15 protein-coding genes are annotated in these 16,161 nt (G+C 35.2%); 5 read left to right on the top strand and 10 right to left on the bottom strand.

All coding sequences use genetic code 11. The annotated features are described in order from the left end of the window. Positions 1-13: 13 nt before the first annotated feature. From IEV50_RS03345 to IEV50_RS03355, 3 genes are all read right to left on the bottom strand, one after another. Complete coding sequence (locus tag IEV50_RS03345) at positions 14-1,321, bottom strand: M20/M25/M40 family metallo-hydrolase (RefSeq protein WP_188411815.1); 1,308 nt, start codon at positions 1,319-1,321, stop codon at positions 14-16. A gap of 294 nt (positions 1,322-1,615) precedes the next feature. Beyond that, complete coding sequence (locus tag IEV50_RS03350) at positions 1,616-3,448, bottom strand: M61 family metallopeptidase (RefSeq protein ID WP_188411816.1); 1,833 nt, start codon at positions 3,446-3,448, stop codon at positions 1,616-1,618. 517 nt (positions 3,449-3,965) lie between these two features. Then, positions 3,966-5,090, bottom strand: coding sequence for a DUF4407 domain-containing protein (locus tag IEV50_RS03355; protein ID WP_188411817.1), 1,125 nt, complete (start codon positions 5,088-5,090; stop codon positions 3,966-3,968). Positions 5,091-5,325: 235 nt separating this feature from the next. Between IEV50_RS03355 and IEV50_RS03360 the strand changes: the two genes are divergently transcribed. After that, positions 5,326-5,643, top strand: coding sequence for a rhodanese-like domain-containing protein (locus tag IEV50_RS03360; RefSeq protein ID WP_188411818.1), 318 nt, complete (start codon positions 5,326-5,328; stop codon positions 5,641-5,643). Between the two features lie 106 nt (positions 5,644-5,749). Further along, the gene (locus IEV50_RS19570) at positions 5,750-5,947 is read left to right on the top strand and encodes a DUF6358 family protein (protein WP_229746604.1); all 198 of its coding nucleotides are present in this window, start codon (positions 5,750-5,752) and stop codon (positions 5,945-5,947) included. Here IEV50_RS19570 and IEV50_RS03365 read toward each other — a convergent pair. After that, positions 5,913-6,956, bottom strand: a complete 1,044-nt coding sequence (locus IEV50_RS03365) for a dipeptide epimerase (RefSeq protein WP_188411878.1) — start codon at positions 6,954-6,956, stop codon at positions 5,913-5,915. The two genes, IEV50_RS19570 and IEV50_RS03365, sit on opposite strands and share 35 nt — an antisense overlap. Before the next feature lie 313 nt (positions 6,957-7,269). On the opposite strand from IEV50_RS03365, the gene IEV50_RS03370 reads away from it, so the two are divergent. Further along, a complete protein-coding gene (locus tag IEV50_RS03370) occupies positions 7,270-8,253 on the top strand; it encodes a hypothetical protein (protein ID WP_188411819.1) in 984 nt (327 codons plus the stop codon). Here IEV50_RS03370 and IEV50_RS03375 read toward each other — a convergent pair. Genes IEV50_RS03375 through IEV50_RS03385 form a run of 3 tightly spaced genes read right to left on the bottom strand, consistent with a single transcriptional unit; the run spans position 8,236 to position 11,337 of the window. After that, the gene (locus IEV50_RS03375; RefSeq protein ID WP_188411820.1) at positions 8,236-8,850 is read right to left on the bottom strand and encodes a rhomboid family intramembrane serine protease; all 615 of its coding nucleotides are present in this window, start codon (positions 8,848-8,850) and stop codon (positions 8,236-8,238) included. The two genes, IEV50_RS03370 and IEV50_RS03375, sit on opposite strands and share 18 nt — an antisense overlap. A 6-nt stretch (positions 8,851-8,856) precedes the next feature. Further along, positions 8,857-10,596: a M14 family metallopeptidase gene (locus tag IEV50_RS03380; protein WP_188411821.1), complete on the bottom strand. Its 1,740-nt coding sequence runs from the start codon at positions 10,594-10,596 to the stop codon at positions 8,857-8,859. 27 nt (positions 10,597-10,623) lie between these two features. Beyond that, the gene (locus tag IEV50_RS03385) at positions 10,624-11,337 is read right to left on the bottom strand and encodes an outer membrane beta-barrel protein (RefSeq protein ID WP_188411822.1); all 714 of its coding nucleotides are present in this window, start codon (positions 11,335-11,337) and stop codon (positions 10,624-10,626) included. A gap of 77 nt (positions 11,338-11,414) precedes the next feature. On the opposite strand from IEV50_RS03385, the gene pepT reads away from it, so the two are divergent. After that, a complete protein-coding gene (gene pepT / locus IEV50_RS03390) occupies positions 11,415-12,668 on the top strand; it encodes a peptidase T (RefSeq protein ID WP_188411823.1) in 1,254 nt (417 codons plus the stop codon). 50 nt (positions 12,669-12,718) lie between these two features. On the opposite strand, the gene IEV50_RS03395 is transcribed toward pepT, so the two are convergent. Next, on the bottom strand, positions 12,719-13,045 hold the full coding sequence (locus IEV50_RS03395; RefSeq protein WP_188411824.1) for a hypothetical protein: 327 nt from the start codon (positions 13,043-13,045) through the stop codon (positions 12,719-12,721). A 250-nt stretch (positions 13,046-13,295) separates the two neighbouring features. Here IEV50_RS03395 and IEV50_RS03400 point away from each other — a divergent pair, with 250 nt between their 5' ends. Beyond that, positions 13,296-14,162, top strand: a complete 867-nt coding sequence (locus tag IEV50_RS03400) for an aldose 1-epimerase family protein (protein WP_188411825.1) — start codon at positions 13,296-13,298, stop codon at positions 14,160-14,162. 303 nt (positions 14,163-14,465) lie between these two features. On the opposite strand, the gene IEV50_RS03405 is transcribed toward IEV50_RS03400, so the two are convergent. After that, the gene (locus IEV50_RS03405; RefSeq protein WP_188411826.1) at positions 14,466-15,200 is read right to left on the bottom strand and encodes a hypothetical protein; all 735 of its coding nucleotides are present in this window, start codon (positions 15,198-15,200) and stop codon (positions 14,466-14,468) included. Between the two features lie 84 nt (positions 15,201-15,284). Then, positions 15,285-16,160, bottom strand: a complete 876-nt coding sequence (locus IEV50_RS03410; protein ID WP_188411827.1) for a DUF4097 family beta strand repeat-containing protein — start codon at positions 16,158-16,160, stop codon at positions 15,285-15,287. Between the last annotated feature and the right edge of the window lies 1 nt (position 16,161).

Genomic DNA, 16,161 nt, shown 5'->3' on the forward strand with positions numbered 1-16,161 from the left:
ACCAATCGACTAATTACTGCTTCAATTTAGGGATTCTTGTTGGCGTATCAGTTCCATTGATAATAGAAGTTGCACTTTTAGCAATCGCCTTAATTGTAGATAAGATATTTTCTACATCTAGTGAGCTATATTCATCCTTTACTGTATGGTATAATTTATCAATATCAATTTTATCGGTACTAATTGTGTGCGCCGGAACACCTAATGCGGCGAGTGTTGCATTATCACTGCGATAAAATAAATTTTGCTCCGGATATGGATCAGGGTGGAAAGTAAACTCCGTTCCCGTTAAGTTTTTCTGCAAAATTTTTCCAAAATCAGAACGCTCATAGCCCGTAATAAAGGCGGTATTCTTACCAAACTTCGAATCCTTTCCAATCATTTCGATGTTAAACATGGCTACAACATCATCAGGATTTAATTTTTCTGAGAAATATCTTGCACCAAAACCACCAATTTCTTCTGCCGTAAAAGCAACAAAAATTAAAGTACGCTCATTATTTTTTTGAGCTTTGTAATACTTCGCTAAAGCAATCATTGCGGTTGTGCCAGAAGCATCATCATCCGCACCGTTTGCAATACTATCTCCATCAACAGATTTAGTAATGCCTAAATGATCGTAATGACCAGAAAAAACCACCAATTCTTTTTCTTTCGATTTACCGGGAATCATTCCTGCTACATTGAAAAGCGGCAATTTCTCTGTTCTATTCTTTACTTCGACATTAAATTCTTTCGCTTCATTTACACCAAGTACAAATACCATGGCATCCTGCGTAGGGTTTTGCATATCCTTTTCATCTAACATAGCACCACGACCAGCAAACGATTTATAGCGTTTAAAATCAGCAGCAAATTTTTCACTAACTAAAACAACTTGCTTTTTCCCAGCACGACTTAATGTACGATACTGAGCTATAAACGTTTTCGAAGTATCTAACTTCACAACGCCATCACCGTTAGTTTGATTAAAAGCTACCATTGGCGATTTACCTATAACCAAAATGTTTTCCTGAGGAATGGTTTGTCCATCAACAACCAATTTTGTAGGTTCTGGTGTAAGTTTGATTTTATAAAAACTCTGACGAAATGATGCCTCACCTGCTAAAGGTTTTAAACCTATTTTTTTAAACTCAGATTCTATAAAAGTTGCGGCTTTATCAATGCCTGGCGTAAATGTACCACGGCCTTGCATATCATCAGCACTTAAGGTTTTAATTAAATGGTCGGTATATTCGCGGGTTATAATTTTATCGATATTTTGAGCGCTTAACTGCAAAGTTGCCATACTGGCCAGCGCAAAAAAGAAAAGTTTTTTCATCTGTTTAAATTTTATTTTTTATTTGTAAAAGTGGCTGTCTCAAAAATGATTTTTCAGATTTGTTAGCAGAATAAATATTTCGACTGTCCGTCATTGCCGTAAGAACGGGAATCTTAAAGCAAAAGAAAGGTTAATCAATATGGCCCAACTAAAGCATTAAGATGCCCAGTCAAGCTGAGCATGACATAACCGCCAGATTTAATTCCGATACAAATTTCGAATTTGCTATTCTGAAACAGCTACTTCATTAATTATAAGTTTAAGTTGTGCTAATCTAAGCTTTTGGTTTGATTATTATTTCAATTTAACCTGGGTATTTAACCAGTTATCTCTAAAGGTTTGCATATCCTCTGTTAAACTTCCGCCTGTTTTCTCAATGGATACAATTTCCAGTGCAGGATTTTCGGCGAAGGTAAGTTTTGTTGATTTTGCTTCACCGCGATAAGTATATGTTACATCTACAACATCTCCGGGTTTGTGTGCTTCAGTTACTTTAGTTAATGAAGCCTGATCTTTTATTTCAACACCATCTAATGTTAACAGTACATCACCAACATCCAAACCTGCCTGATAAACAGGTGTTCCGACAGTGCTTTGTGGTAAAGTAACTTTTCCATTCTCAAAAGATAAGCGCATTAAGCCTGTGTAAGCTTTGCCAGGATTTGCTTTGCGCAATACAAAGCCTGCGTTTAGCAATAGTTTTACGTAATCACTCTTCTCTGTTCCGTAAATATATCTTTTAAAGAAATCGGCAGCAAAGCTTGGGTTTTTGGTTAAAATACCTAAAGTTTTTTCCAAATCGGGAACAGTGTAAGCAATTTCTGGCTTACCATAAGTTTTCCATAAAGCCCGCATATAATCATCAAGTGTTAGCTTAAAATCTGCCCGTAACCGAAGATCTAAAGCCAGCGCTGTAGCAGCACCATAAGTATAATAGGAAAGAAAAATATTGCCTTTGTTCGTTTGATCAATCGCAACGCCTGCATCAGCAAAAACTGCGTAGCGACTTGCCTGTATTGGCGAGTAATTTTTAGCACCTGGAGAATTCAAAACTGCATTGACCAAACCGCTAAAGGTTTGCGCTGCATTATCAACCGTTTTAAAACCAGCTCTGGTTAATAATAAGGCACCATAATATTGTGTAAATCCTTCAGCCAGCCAAAGTTCGTTACTCATGTTTGAGTGAGTAAAATTGAAAGGCTCAAGCGTTTTTGGCCTTAATCTTTCAACATTCCAGCTGTGGAAATATTCATGAGAAAATGTACCTAACAAATTGGATTCGTAACCATCAATTTTTGGTGTACGCTGAACAATTATAGTCGAGTTTCTGTGCTCCATTCCATCTCCTGCATTATCAGGGTAAACATCATGAAGGAAATAATAATTGCCATAATCATAATTCGGAAATTCGCCCCAAACCGCTAAATGTTCATCTACCATTTTTTTCAGCATCACAGCATAGTTATCAACGGTTTTTTGATCGTCGTTTGAATGTGAAACCAAATGAATAGTCTGCATTTTCCCATCCGTATTTTTTACTTGCCAGCTTGCGGTTTTATAGTTTGCAATTTCTGTTGGGCTATCCATAAAATACTGAAGATTGGCAGCATAATAGGTATCGTTACCCATTGGTTTTAATTGAGTAGCGACTTTCCAATTTTGTTTTTCGCTATGGTTAAATTTCACTAAGCGGACACGATTGTCCATCCCAATTGGGAAGGCAAAAGTTGCCGGAATATTCATGTGCGCATGAGTTTCATCAAAACCTGCATAAGTACCATCAATCCAGTTACCAAAAATTGTATAGGTTATTTTGACGCTTTTACTGTGATTAGAGATTGTATAAACATCGCCTTCAAATTGATTTAAGGCTAATTCTTTCCCCGAACCATCGAAAGCTTTAAGGTTGTAAACGTTTTTGCCGAATTCATGTGTAGCATATCTTCCTGGCGATGAGCGGCTCATCCTAACCGTTAAAGTTCCAGCCGGAACATTCGGAATTTGCATAGTTATTTCTGCCTCATGATGAATGGCGTTGGGAAAAGAAACGGTATAACTGATTTCATTTTGAGCAAAAGCGCCTAAAGACAATAACATTGCCGCAGCGGTTCCAAGAATTTTCTTCATAAAAAGGTTTTGATGGCGTTAAATTACATAAAATTCAATGTAAGATGTAATTATGGGTGATGTAATGATGTAAGATGGTTGATGTAATAAAGACTAAACCAGAATTGAAGGATTTACATGGCATTACATTAATAACTTGAGTTCGATTATTAATTTTCCTTTACATCATTAATAAGCTGCTTTTTTTAGTTTACGTCGAGGCTCTATGACAAATCAATTTCTCCTTGAATTTTGTCACGTTGAGCTTGTCGAAACGCCCCAAAAGACAGTTTTTACAAGTCCTTCGACAGGCTCAGGATGACATTTTGTATTTATAATATAGCCTCCTTCTTTGCAGGAAAGATGCTGAAATAAATTCAGCAAGACGTGTCGTACAAGCAATACGACGATGACATAGCAAAATATTACGTTTAAGAATCGGACTCAGGTTAATACGCCCATTTCCCTTCTTACCTTTTCCATCACCCATCATCCATAATTACATCTTACCTTTCCATCTTACATCTTACCTTTTCCATCACTCCTTATCCCAATCGTACTGCTCTAAATCGCGATATGCTTTACCCTTTAAAATTTCCTTTTGCTTTGATGACTCCGAATCAACCCGGGTTTCGTGAATGTTATCGGCCACCTCGAACCTGAAATCTTTATTTTTTTTCGATTCGTAAATGGAAACCTCATCGCCGTCGGCGATAACGTAATCGTACGGTCCGCGGGCACTCATTAATTTAACAAACACAGGTAAGCACTCGAAGAAAATGAATAATAAGCCAATAAAGGTAACCGCCAGCGCCGTATTGTTATCTCTTGTGCCGTCGGCATTAAATTTCAGCTGACCTAAAGCCCAGTTTCTATCGGCAAAACCGGCAATATTTGCCAAACTATCTAACTGTTTATCGGTGAAAAGTTTGGCGGTAAAAAGGCCATCAAATTCCTTGCGTTTATCAATAAAAGATTCTGCCTTATTAATATTTGATTTTAAGCTATCTAACTCAGAAGTTCGTTGTTGTATCTCGGCTTCCTTACGTTTTGCAAATGGTCCGTAACCCAATACACCAGAAGTTTCGGTCGTTTTATTTCCAAAAATTTCGAAATTGAGTTTCTGCCGGTCGGCCTTAATGCCTTTTTCCAAGGAATCTCTCGTTGCTTTTTGTTGATTCAATCTGCCGAACTCCACCTGATATTTGTTTTCGAAAGCTTTGTTAAGTGTATCTATTTTGGAGCGTTGTCCGTTCAGGTAACTCACTTTTAAACGCTCTTTAATTTCCTTGTCAAAAATTTTCAGTTCAATAGGGCGGGAGATTACAATACCAATCATAATCGCAAGCAAGATACGTGGTGTAGCTTGTAAAATTTGTTTGTTTGTCGAGGCGCTTTTGTTAATGCTTGATACGATGTATCTATCCATATTAAAAATGGCGGCACCCCATAAAAAGCCAAAAATGATGGCGAAAACAACAGCTAAATCATCTCCTTTAAAAACGAAATACATGGCATAGCCACCAGATAGAGCAGCAAATAGGCCAGTAAAGAAGATGGTGGCACCAATGCCAGTATATTTATTTTGTTCTGAAGAATACTTTTCCAGTGTAGAGATGTGAGCACCAGAGCAAAACCAAAAAAAACGGTTCAGTTTATCCATTTATAACTATTTACAATTAAACGCCTGAAGGGTTGATATGTTACAGATTTGGCTAAAATATTTGCGATTACCCTTATATATTGACCCATTAAATTACACATCGACAGTTATTTACAATCTTTGCACTTTTAAAGAATAGCATTTTGACAAATGAAAAACGAAAAACAGTAATAGGGTGATTAAGTAAACATTATCCGTTAAGTGTTTTTTGTATATTTGAAAAAATATATTTTACATGAAAGAAATATCGGTACAAGAACTGAAAGAGAAAATCGACAATAAAGAAGATTTTCAATTAATTGATGTTCGCGAAACATTCGAATATGAAGTTTCTAATCTTGATGGAGAAAACATTCCTTTAGGCGGAATTTTAATTGAAGCTGATAAGGTTGCCAAAGATAAGCCTGTAATTATGCAATGCCGCAGTGGCAAAAGAAGTGCTGCTGCAGTTATGCAGTTAGAAGCACAATATGGTTTTGATAACTTATATAATTTAAAAGGCGGTATTTTAGCCTGGCAAGAAGCTTACGACCCGAATATGCCGGTTTACTAATAATAAATAATTGAATTTTGAATGAATGGATGATTGAATTGGCTAACTGCTGGTTACATTCACTCATTCAAAATTCACTCATCCTCTCATTCAGTCATTTCCAATTGTGGGTAAAAAATTCGCATTAAATATCTTCTACAACTTAGGTATTATACTTTCTGTTTTCGGAATAATATGGTGTTATAACAATGGAAAGTACATACCCGCAGCTTTTTTAGTTGGAACAGCGGCTTGTCTTTTTTACTTTAAAATACAACTGATGAAAGAAATCAGGAAATCGTATAAGGAAAAAGATCCTGATTAATCCCTTCCAAACCTAAGCCAGGTAAATTTTTTAATACATACTTTCCGTTTTCGAATGGAGGATTTGCGAAAGGATTATTCTTGGTTAACCATGGTCCATCTATATCTGCCCAATTACACAAAGGTGCCAAAGCTGCTGCTGCTAAAGTAGCGCAACTAGTTTCGCTCATACAACCGATTAAAACTTTCATTCCGAATGAGCGGGCCTTCAAAATCATTTGATGACCCTCGTACATCCCGCAGCTTTTCATTAGCTTTACATTTATACCATGATAAACATCTTTAAGTTTATCCATGTCGGCCAAACGTTGTACAGCTTCATCAGCCAATAATGGAACCGGACTTCTTTCTGTTAACCAGGCATTTCCATCAGGATTATTCTTATCCATTGGTTGCTCAATTAACACTACACCTTTACTATGCAGCCAATAAATTAAATCAATTGCCTTTATTTTATCAGTCCAACCTTGGTTAGCATCAACATAAAGGGGAACTTTAGTCATGCTGCGAATCGTTTCAATTATCTCTTTATCATTATCACGGCCAAGTTTAACTTTTATTACTTTAAAAGCTACCGCGTCGTTTAGCTTTTCACGAATTATTTCAGGTGTATCAATACCAATTGTATAAGAAGTTACTGGCATTTTAGCTAAGTCTGATCCGTAAATCTCATAACATGGTTTGTTTAAAATTTTTCCATTTATGTCATTCAATGCAATATCGATAGCGGCTTTAATTGCAGGCTGACCGTTCGCCAAACTATCCAGGTAAGAAATTATTTCCTGGAAGTTAAACGGGTATTGAATTTTATCCCAATCTATTCCATTTAAAAAAGCATTCGCAGTTTCATAACTTTCGCCCATATAGGGCACCATAGATGCTTCTCCATAACCAATAAAATCCTGGTATTGGATTTTTAAAAGCATTAGCGGCGTACTGGTTCGAGTAAATTTTGATATTGAGAAAGGGTGTTTTAACTCTAATTCAAATTGCTTACAACTTATTTTCATCATCAATCTTATTAAATATATAGGGAAGATTTTCGCGGTACTAAAGTATATTTGTTTGAGGCCAACTAGTCCTGTCATGAAAAACATTTCAAGATTACGGTATTTTATTTATTTATCCTTAATAATTATTTTAAGATCTATCAGCGAAAAAAAACATTTAAAAATTTGATTTTGATGCTCACAATTCTTGTTATTTAAATAATCTACTCAATTTATATATACGAACATTTTCGATGGGAAAAGTTTTTAACAACTTACAATTTCGTAATCCCAAGGTTAAAATAAATCATCATTACTAAGCCCTTAAAATATTATGGTTAATATTGTGGCAATGAATAACGGCTTATACAATCCATTCCAAAACTTCGATTTCTTATATAAAACCTGTTTTTTAAGTGGAAATACTTTTAATTCTCCTGTGCTTCAAGTTCCATTAATTCCAAAATGGCTATTAGAACTGGCAGGGCTAACGGGCGAAGAACAAATTCAGTTTTTAGATGAAAGTATCCGTGCTTATAAAACATTGGTTATTCCTGTAAATAGCGAAGTGAATGAACAATTTTTAAATCCATTGGAAGAAAAAATTGAGGCTGCATTTTTAGGTGGTTATCAATCTATTTCCGCTTTAAATGAGTTGGACTTATTCAACTGGATTGGCAAATTTTTATATGGATTTATTTACATCGAAATGCATTCTGCTTTACGAAAAGAAATGACTGCCGACGGTTTAAATATGTCGCAATCTTTGATGATGAAATTCGCAAATCTGAACTTCATGATGCAAAATTTGTACACTAGTTTAGAATTTGAAGATTTTAAACCATGGTCTATAACCATTGTAAAGCTTGAAAATAAGGAAACACCTTTCAGTTTTCGTGACGAAATAAATACTCTTACTTTCTCTTTAAAGATGAAAGATTTCGGAATCATTGTATGTTTACAAGATAATGGAACTAACAAGCGTTACCATCAGGAAATTATTAATGAAGTTAAAGGAAAAGCAATAACGGCCGAACAATTCGAAGAACTAACAGCACGTTTTTATTATTCTGCTTATCTATTTAACCGCTTGCCTGAATATACTTTTATGCCGGTTGAAGGCACAATTTATATTGAGGCAATGCCATTACGAGGAAATATGAGTAAACCACTTTTTGATGTTTGGCAGCATAAAATATATGCACATGTTTTAGAAACCTTCTGGAAGCCATGGGGCTATGTAAAATTCGAAATCATTAAAAATCCAGACGAACCAATGAGCTTTTTCGAAAAACCTTGCTTACCTGCCTCCGGTTAATGCAGCTATAAAATTTTGAATAATACCGGGAACAAAAATTATTGTAAAAATTAATCCTGTTAGTGCGCCGAAAAAATGAGCATCATGGTTTATATTATCTCTTGAATTTCTTGATGCATAGGCGCAATAAATCAAGTATAAAAATCCAAAAACTACAGCAGGTATCCCAATCGGAATAAACATAATGTATATTTTAGACATTGGGTTAAACAAAATGTAGCTAAAAAGCACCGCACTTACTGCTCCAGAAGCACCTAAACTATTGTAATGAAAATTATCCTTATGCTTAAAAACTGTTGGTAAATCACTCAAAACCAAACCCAAAAAATACAGTAAACCGAATTGCCAGCTACCCATTAATCTTTCTAATGTAAACGCAAAAGCATAAAAGGTAAACATGTTAAAAAACAGGTGCATCCAATCGGCATGGATTAAACCACTTGTAATTAAAGTATAAACATTTTGCCCTTTCGAAACGCTATAAGGATGCAGCATAAACTTACCATAAATGCTGTTATCGTAAAAAGCATAAAGGCTTGTAATGATGGTAAAAACAAAAATAACTGAAGCAACAGGTGCTATGTTTAGGTATTCCATTTGATATTATTTTAAATCGAGTTTGATGTTTGACATTAAGCGTGAAACGGGGTAACGATTGTTCGTTTTTTCGTAATAATCAGAATTTTTATACACAAATTCTAATTGAGCAGAACCACTTTTTGCAAAAGCAGTATCAGCAGATTTTTTTTCTTCAAATTTAGCTTGTAAAGCTGGGTTATTTTTTAATAATTCTGCTGCGGTATCTTCAAAAACATAAGCAGAGTAATGTTCCTTCATATCCAATACAGAATCGAAGAAATTCCAGTTAAAATATGAATCTATTGCCTGGGGTTCTAATGTTTCTATAATATAACGATTGCTTGCCTGGTTTGCATATATAACATAGTCGCCTGCATAATATTGCAGCGTTTGTTCAACAGGGCTTACCTTAAGGGCAGAATGCAAATAGTGTCCTTCATAAGGCCTGGTTCCAGTTTTAAAATCGCCGATATAATAACTTTCAACTTTAATTTTAACATCAGCCTTTAGTTGTTTAAGTTTAACATTATTCAATTTTAGCAAAGTAATTGCTTTATCCCAAGCCTTTGGAATGATGTAAGCAATAGGTTTTTGAATACTTATTGAAGGCTCAAAATTATTCCATTGTTTTATGGTTTTAGTAAATGGCTTACTTCTGTCGTAATACAATCTATCAACTCCGCTAATGGCACTTGGTTTTTTCCCGGCTTCAAAACCTTTAAAAGGAATACTATCTCCTTTTTTTCTATTCAATGTCCATTCCAAAGCAAATTCTTGTTGAGTAGCAACAAATTCATCTGCTTTGTGTTTATTTATACCTATTATTTTTGCATCACGCTGCACAATATCGATGTAAGTTAGCAAGAGTTTATAAGTAGCATCTACACGTAAATCAAACGGTTTTAACATGTGTGTTTCGGGCATAAAACCAATTGAGTTGTGTAAAGTTGTGTATCCGGTAGAATAACGTGGTGATTCGATAAAACCTGTTATACCAGTTTCGGGTGTTTGGCCGATAGCGTTTACATAAGGAATCATTGGGTATCCTCTTTTTTCCATTCCTTTATATAAATCAGGGACTAAAGTTTTGGTTAAGTATGCAGATAAAATTGAATTTAACTTATCCTTTTGAGTTGGAATAAGCGTCATTACATATTGATAATCTGCACCATTACTGGTATGTGTATCGACAAAAATTTCTGGCTTCCAGGTGTTAAAAATTAGCTGAAAAGCGGCTGAGTTTTTTGAATCCGTTTTAATGAAATCGCGGTTCAAATCAAGATTCTTACTATTGCCTCTAAAACCATAAGCTACAGGGCCGTTTTGGTTAGCTCTCGATGTTCCGCTTCTGTTAAAACTTCCGTCAATATTGTAAAGCGGAATAATGCAAATTACAACATCTTTTGGTAGGTTGTTTCCTTTAAGTAAATCTCTTGCAAGCATCATCGAAGCATCGATACCTTCAGGCTCTCCGGGGTGAATCCCGTTGTTTATCAATAAAATTCGTTTGTTATTTTTTCTGATTTGAGCAGGATCAAAAATCTTATCTTTTGATAAGACCATCAAATGCAATGGTTTTCCGAAATCTGTACTTCCGTAGGTTAACAGTTTAGCTTGAGGGTAAGATTTCGCTAAAGATTCATAATAAGAAATTGCGGCACCATAAGTTGTCGTTTCTCTTTTACTGCTTTTCTCATAAGGAGTTTGTTGCGCTAAAGCATGCAAAGTATTCAGTAGCAGCAAAAACACGAAGATTTTATTCATGTAACAATTAAGTAATTAAAGAAATGATTAAAGTGTTTTGCGGTAAACTTTAATGTTACCGAAATAGTACTTAAAGCCGATGCTATAAACATTGTAAGTATCCGGATCGTAGTTTTTAAACCTAGTTTCCGGATCGTTATAACCATCTAACCCTTCACCAAAAGTAAAATTACTTTGCGCATTTATATTAATAACATAACGCACATAACCCCAACCATCATTCATATAAAAATTTATACCCAAATTTATCGGAACCCATAAATTAACACTTTTATCTTCGCCTGGAAAAGGACCATAGCCAGCATCATAAGCAAAGCTAGGTTTAATACGTACAATATCCGTAATGTTATTATTTATTGCGCCAATACCAATTCCAGCATATAATCCCCTAATTTTGTATAAAAAATTGGTTTTATTATAGTTTGTAAATTCGCCAAGCATAAATTTCACATTGGCATTAATACCTGTGTATTTATTTACGAACTGTCTATTATTTGGGTCTGTGTAAATATCCCCACCCTGTACCATACCGTACTGGCCTTCTAACCCCCCTGTTATAAATGGTGTAAAATTATAATCGATATTACCACTAATGGTATGGCCCCAATTACCTTTAACAACATCTGTTTTAGAATAATTTGCACCTGCACCAAAACCATAAGACCATTTAAAGTAATTAGATTGAGCATTAGAGAACAAAACAAGAAACAATAAGAAAAGTGTTACGAATGTATGTTTCAAATGCTTATAATTTATACTGCTTTTTTTTACAAAAATAATATGTTTATTCAATATCTATAACTTTTACCTTTGGAATTATGATGATGTACCAAAACTTTAACAAATCTTTAGAGAATAGATTTATCAAGTATGCTAAAATTGATACCCAATCTAACCCTGAATCTCCGACCTGTCCATCAACTGAGAAGCAAACAGGCCTTGGCCTGGAACTTACAAAAGAGCTTTTAGCATTTGGAATTGCCGATGCAAGTATGGATGGTAACGGTTATGTTTATGCTACAATTCCTTCAACAACGAATAAAGCTGTTCCTGTAATTTGTTTTTGCTCACACATGGATACTTCGCCCGACTGCAGCGGGGAAAATGTAAAGCCTATAATTCATAGCAATTATCAGGGTGAAGATTTAATTCTGCCAGATGATGAGTTGGTAGTTATAAAACGCTCAGAGCACATAGATTTACAGTATCAAATAGGCAATGATATTATAACCGCAAGCGGAACAACTTTACTTGGTGCGGATAATAAGGCTGGTGTTGCGGAAATAATGGAAGCAGCAAGTTTTTTAATGAAGAATAAGGATATAAAACACGGCACCATAAAAATTCTTTTTACACCAGATGAAGAAATCGGGCGAGGAGTTGATAAGGCTGATTTAAAAAAATTAGGAGCAGATTTTGCATACACCGTTGATGGCGAAACTTTGGGTTCTATTGAAGATGAAACCTTTTCTGCAGATGGCGCAACATTAACAATTAACGGTGTTAGTAGCCACCCTGGCTTTGCAAAAGGTAAAATGGAAAATGCCATAAAAATACTTGCCGAGGTTTTAGACAGTTTACCAAAAGATAAATTAACACCCGAGACTACCAGTGGAAAAGAAGGTTTTATCCATCCTGTTGGAATTAAAGGACAAGCAGAGCAAGCCGAAGCTCAATTCATTATCCGCGATTTTACTGATGCAAAGTTAGTAGAACACGAAAGCTTGTTAAGACAAACTGTAGATGCTGTAATAAAAAAATACCCAAATTCATCATATCATTTAGAGGTGAAAGCACAATACCGAAATATGAAACAGGTTTTAGATCGTTATCCGAAAATTGTAGAATACGGTGTTCAAGCCATAGAACGAGCTGGTGTAAAAGCTAAAAGGCAAAGTATTCGTGGTGGAACTGATGGTTCAAGATTATCTTATATGGGCTTACCTTGCCCGAATATTTTTGCTGGTGAGCATGCTTTCCATAGCAAGCAAGAATGGGTTAGCATTCAGGATATGGAAAAAGCTGTGCAAACCATTATTAATATAGCTTGTATTTGGGAAGAGAATAGTTAATCAACTTTCAGTTGGTAATTAAGCAGTTACCAACTAAAAACTGCCAATATTTAATTGAACTGACCGATATCCAACCGGTTTATTTTACCTGCTTTATTAATCTGGAATTTAAAAAAGGCTTTAAAATCTCCCCACTGGTTAGAGTGAAAATTTCCGTAAACATCCAATCCGTTATTATCTACTTTATCAATGCTGGTAAACCTTTCGTGGCCTAAGGCTTTTTTAAAAAAGTTGTTAAATTGCATTTGATTTCCATCATCGTAAAACATCACATCAGCAGAAAATAATGGAAACCATTCTTTACCATCACCCTTTTGTAAAGCAAGTATAGCGGCTTTAACCTTTGCGTTTGTAAGTTTACTTAAATCGATTGCCATACTTTTTGTTTGATTTTTGAGCTAAAGTAACTTGTAATATCAAGAAAAGAGAAAGGTGAATTTTAATTGCTATTTGCGATTTTTTTTAAAGGCTTAAACTTCATTTCCAAGATGATATCCAAAACTAGTTAAAAAATATCAATCAAATAATGTTGCCAAACTTATGTGCAGAAAATTTGACTAAAATTACTTTCTTTAAATTTTACTAAATGCACATAAATTATTCTCAAATTTGTTACTTTTAAATGTAATGATAATACTCGAAAACGATTTTTTAAAGGTTAATATAGCCGAAAAGGGCGCCGAACTGCAAGGCTTATTCAGCAAAGAAACGGAAATTGAATACTTATGGAACGGAGATGCCAGCTTTTGGGCAAAACATAGTCCTGTACTTTTTCCTATTGTAGGCTCATTAAAAAACGACAATTACATTTATAAAGATAAAACCTATAATTTGCCAAGGCATGGTTTCGCCAGAGATAAAGAATTTTCGGCAAAAAAAATAAGTAATATCGAGGCCGTTTTTACCTTATCGGATACAGCAGAAACCTTAAGCATTTTTCCTTTTCCTTTTGAGTTGAAACTTACCTATCAAATTATAGAAAGAAAGTTAAGCCTAACTTATACTGTTGTTAATAAGGGTAGCAAAAAAATGTTGTTTTCTTTGGGCGCTCATCCTGCTTTTGCCATTCCAAACACATCTGATACCAATTACGAGGATTACTACCTTGCTTTTAACGATGATGAGAAGATAACCTACTGGAAACTTGCTGACGGTTTGGTTGAAAATGAAACCGAAACAATAGAGCTACATGGTCATAAATTGAATTTAAACCATGAACTTTTTTATAATGATGCATTGGTTTTTAAAACCCTTCAAAGCAATTGCATCAGTTTATTAAATACTAAAAACGACTTCGGCTTGCATTTTCATTTTGATGATTTCCCTTTCTTTGGAATTTGGGCCGCCAAAGACGCACCATTTGTTTGCTTGGAGCCTTGGTGCGGCGTTGCTGATGGTGTAAATCATAGTCAAAAGTTAGCTTATAAAGAAGGTATAATTAAGTTAGATGCAGGCAAAAGCTGGGAACGTTGCTGGGAAGTAGAATGCTTTTAACTTATTAATTTTCAAATACATACACAAGCACACTAAATAAATTAAATTCATAATTAAACTTGATTCAAAACAAAAAGAGGCCATTTCATAAATCAATTTATCTTTGCATCTTGCGCCAGGTTGAGCTAAGCCTGTGCTGAGCTTTTAGAAGCATCGAAACACCCTAAAAGGTAGTTTTGCAAGTCCTTCGAAAGGCCCTGTATGGCATTTCGAATTTATGAGATAACCTCTTCAGGGTTTTATAATCAGAATATTTGGTTTTCCTATAATCAAACCATTTCCTTCTCCATCACCGCGAGTTGATTATTTAACCGAACTGCGTAGGTAAATATTGCCGTAATTTGAGCTGATGTCATAATCAGGTCCTTTACCCGGAGTAGCAGTTATGGATGTAAAAAAGTTTTGTTCCTTTTGTTCCGTAGGTTTTAAGTTAAGGTTACTGTAAATTTTACCAAAATGGTTTGTCATGGTGATTTTACCAATTTTACTTTCCGTTAAACTGGCATCTATACCACCATATTTCGCGTCAACCTTAATCGGGCCATCAAAATTATCCAGCTCAACCATACCATATACAGCAGCCAAATCTGTAGCCACATTTGCAGGCACCTTAATATCCAGTATTACTTCTATATCTTTTTGCTGATAAGAGGATATATTGCTAACACCGCCTTTTTCCTTCCGGTAACTATCCATATCAGCTTTAGTTGTAAAGCGGGTTTTAATGCCGTTTTCAACCAAAAAATAAGTTTCTGGAATTTCATCCAAATCGAGCTTGTTGCCAATGGCTATTTTACCACCATCAGAAGATTGAACCAGGCTAAAAGCATTGTTACTTTCGCCATTATTAATTTTAACAGTCGCTTCTACAGAAACTTCATTCTTATCCCAAGTACTGATGCGAACAACTTTTGGATAATCGAACCGCAATTCAATTGTTTGCCCTTTGGCGACAGGATATGACTTAATTATCCTCGTTTGAGAAAGGGCAATGCATGGCAATAAGGCTATATATAGCCAGAAAAATAGTATTTTCATGATTTGGTGATTTTACAAAGGTGCGCCTAACAGAAGGCAAAAGGAAATTGCATTCGAGTAGGCTGGAAAATTATCAACGGATGCCTATTTCTCTCTTAAATAAACATTTTTGTAGTTCGATTTTAATATTACATCTGCTCCACCACCGTTCAGCTTGCCTTTAAGCATTTCCTTATTTCCTCTGCTAAATGGTTCTAAACTAACCGTACCGTTGCCATTTATTGAATAGCCTGAAGTTGTTACTGCGAGCCCTTGTAGCGAATTTACAGTCGATAACGCATTGGTTTTTTCTGTTGTGCCTTTTTCTACTGCAATTTTAAATCCTTCAGCAGCATATAAATTTCCATAATTTGTTCCCAATTCAACATTAGCTTTTGTAGTTGAGGGCATTGAAACATCTACATAACCGTATACTGAAACAATCGAAACCGGACCTTTAATTTCACCAGAGAAAATTGCATCAACGGAACCATAAAGTGTTTTGATGTTCATCGGGCCCGTATTATTCTCTAATTTAACTTTATTATAACTTACCGATACTTCAATCTCATTTTTCAGGTTTTTCAAAATCAATTCTTCCTGATTGGTGCTGGTGTTGTTGAAAGCGATTTTAATGTTTTGTGGAACTTTAATGGTGATGATGCTTCTGCGAGCGACTTTACTTACGGGATTTACATTTATTTCATTGCCTTTTTCCGTTACATCGATGCCCATACCAGTATTATCTGTAAAACCCGAACCGCTGATTATTCTAAGTCCTTTTGCACGCTCATCAACCACATCATTTTCAGATTTGGCTGTGCTGAAAATAATTTCGTTACCGTTGTAACCTTCTACAATTGCACCGCTAATGTTCAGGTTTAATTTACCTGTACTTTTGGCCAGCTTATATTCTTTTTGTGCTGAAGCCGCTATCGTGATGAACACGAGGGAGAAAAGTACTGCTAATTGTTTTTTCATC

Origin of the sequence: Pedobacter mendelii (genome assembly GCF_014635725.1) — a bacterium.
Classification (GTDB): Bacteria; Bacteroidota; Bacteroidia; order Sphingobacteriales; family Sphingobacteriaceae; genus Pedobacter; species Pedobacter mendelii.

What these genes read in the sequence shown, in the direction of transcription:
- IEV50_RS03365 (WP_188411878.1), bottom strand. Translation starts at nt 6,956, where the DNA reads ATGAAAATAAGTTGTAAGCAATTTGAATTAGAGTTAAAACACCCTTTC.
- IEV50_RS03400 (WP_188411825.1), top strand. Translation starts at nt 13,296, where the DNA reads ATGATAATACTCGAAAACGATTTTTTAAAGGTTAATATAGCCGAAAAG.
- IEV50_RS03405 (WP_188411826.1), bottom strand. Translation starts at nt 15,200, where the DNA reads ATGAAAATACTATTTTTCTGGCTATATATAGCCTTATTGCCATGCATT.
- IEV50_RS03350 (WP_188411816.1), bottom strand. Translation starts at nt 3,448, where the DNA reads ATGAAGAAAATTCTTGGAACCGCTGCGGCAATGTTATTGTCTTTAGGC.
- IEV50_RS03380 (WP_188411821.1), bottom strand. Translation starts at nt 10,596, where the DNA reads ATGAATAAAATCTTCGTGTTTTTGCTGCTACTGAATACTTTGCATGCT.
- IEV50_RS03410 (WP_188411827.1), bottom strand. Translation starts at nt 16,160, where the DNA reads ATGAAAAAACAATTAGCAGTACTTTTCTCCCTCGTGTTCATCACGATA.
- IEV50_RS03395 (WP_188411824.1), bottom strand. Translation starts at nt 13,045, where the DNA reads ATGGCAATCGATTTAAGTAAACTTACAAACGCAAAGGTTAAAGCCGCT.
- IEV50_RS03370 (WP_188411819.1), top strand. Translation starts at nt 7,270, where the DNA reads ATGGTTAATATTGTGGCAATGAATAACGGCTTATACAATCCATTCCAA.
- pepT (WP_188411823.1), top strand. Translation starts at nt 11,415, where the DNA reads ATGATGATGTACCAAAACTTTAACAAATCTTTAGAGAATAGATTTATC.
- IEV50_RS03360 (WP_188411818.1), top strand. Translation starts at nt 5,326, where the DNA reads ATGAAAGAAATATCGGTACAAGAACTGAAAGAGAAAATCGACAATAAA.
- IEV50_RS03355 (WP_188411817.1), bottom strand. Translation starts at nt 5,090, where the DNA reads ATGGATAAACTGAACCGTTTTTTTTGGTTTTGCTCTGGTGCTCACATC.
- IEV50_RS03375 (WP_188411820.1), bottom strand. Translation starts at nt 8,850, where the DNA reads ATGGAATACCTAAACATAGCACCTGTTGCTTCAGTTATTTTTGTTTTT.
- IEV50_RS03345 (WP_188411815.1), bottom strand. Translation starts at nt 1,321, where the DNA reads ATGAAAAAACTTTTCTTTTTTGCGCTGGCCAGTATGGCAACTTTGCAG.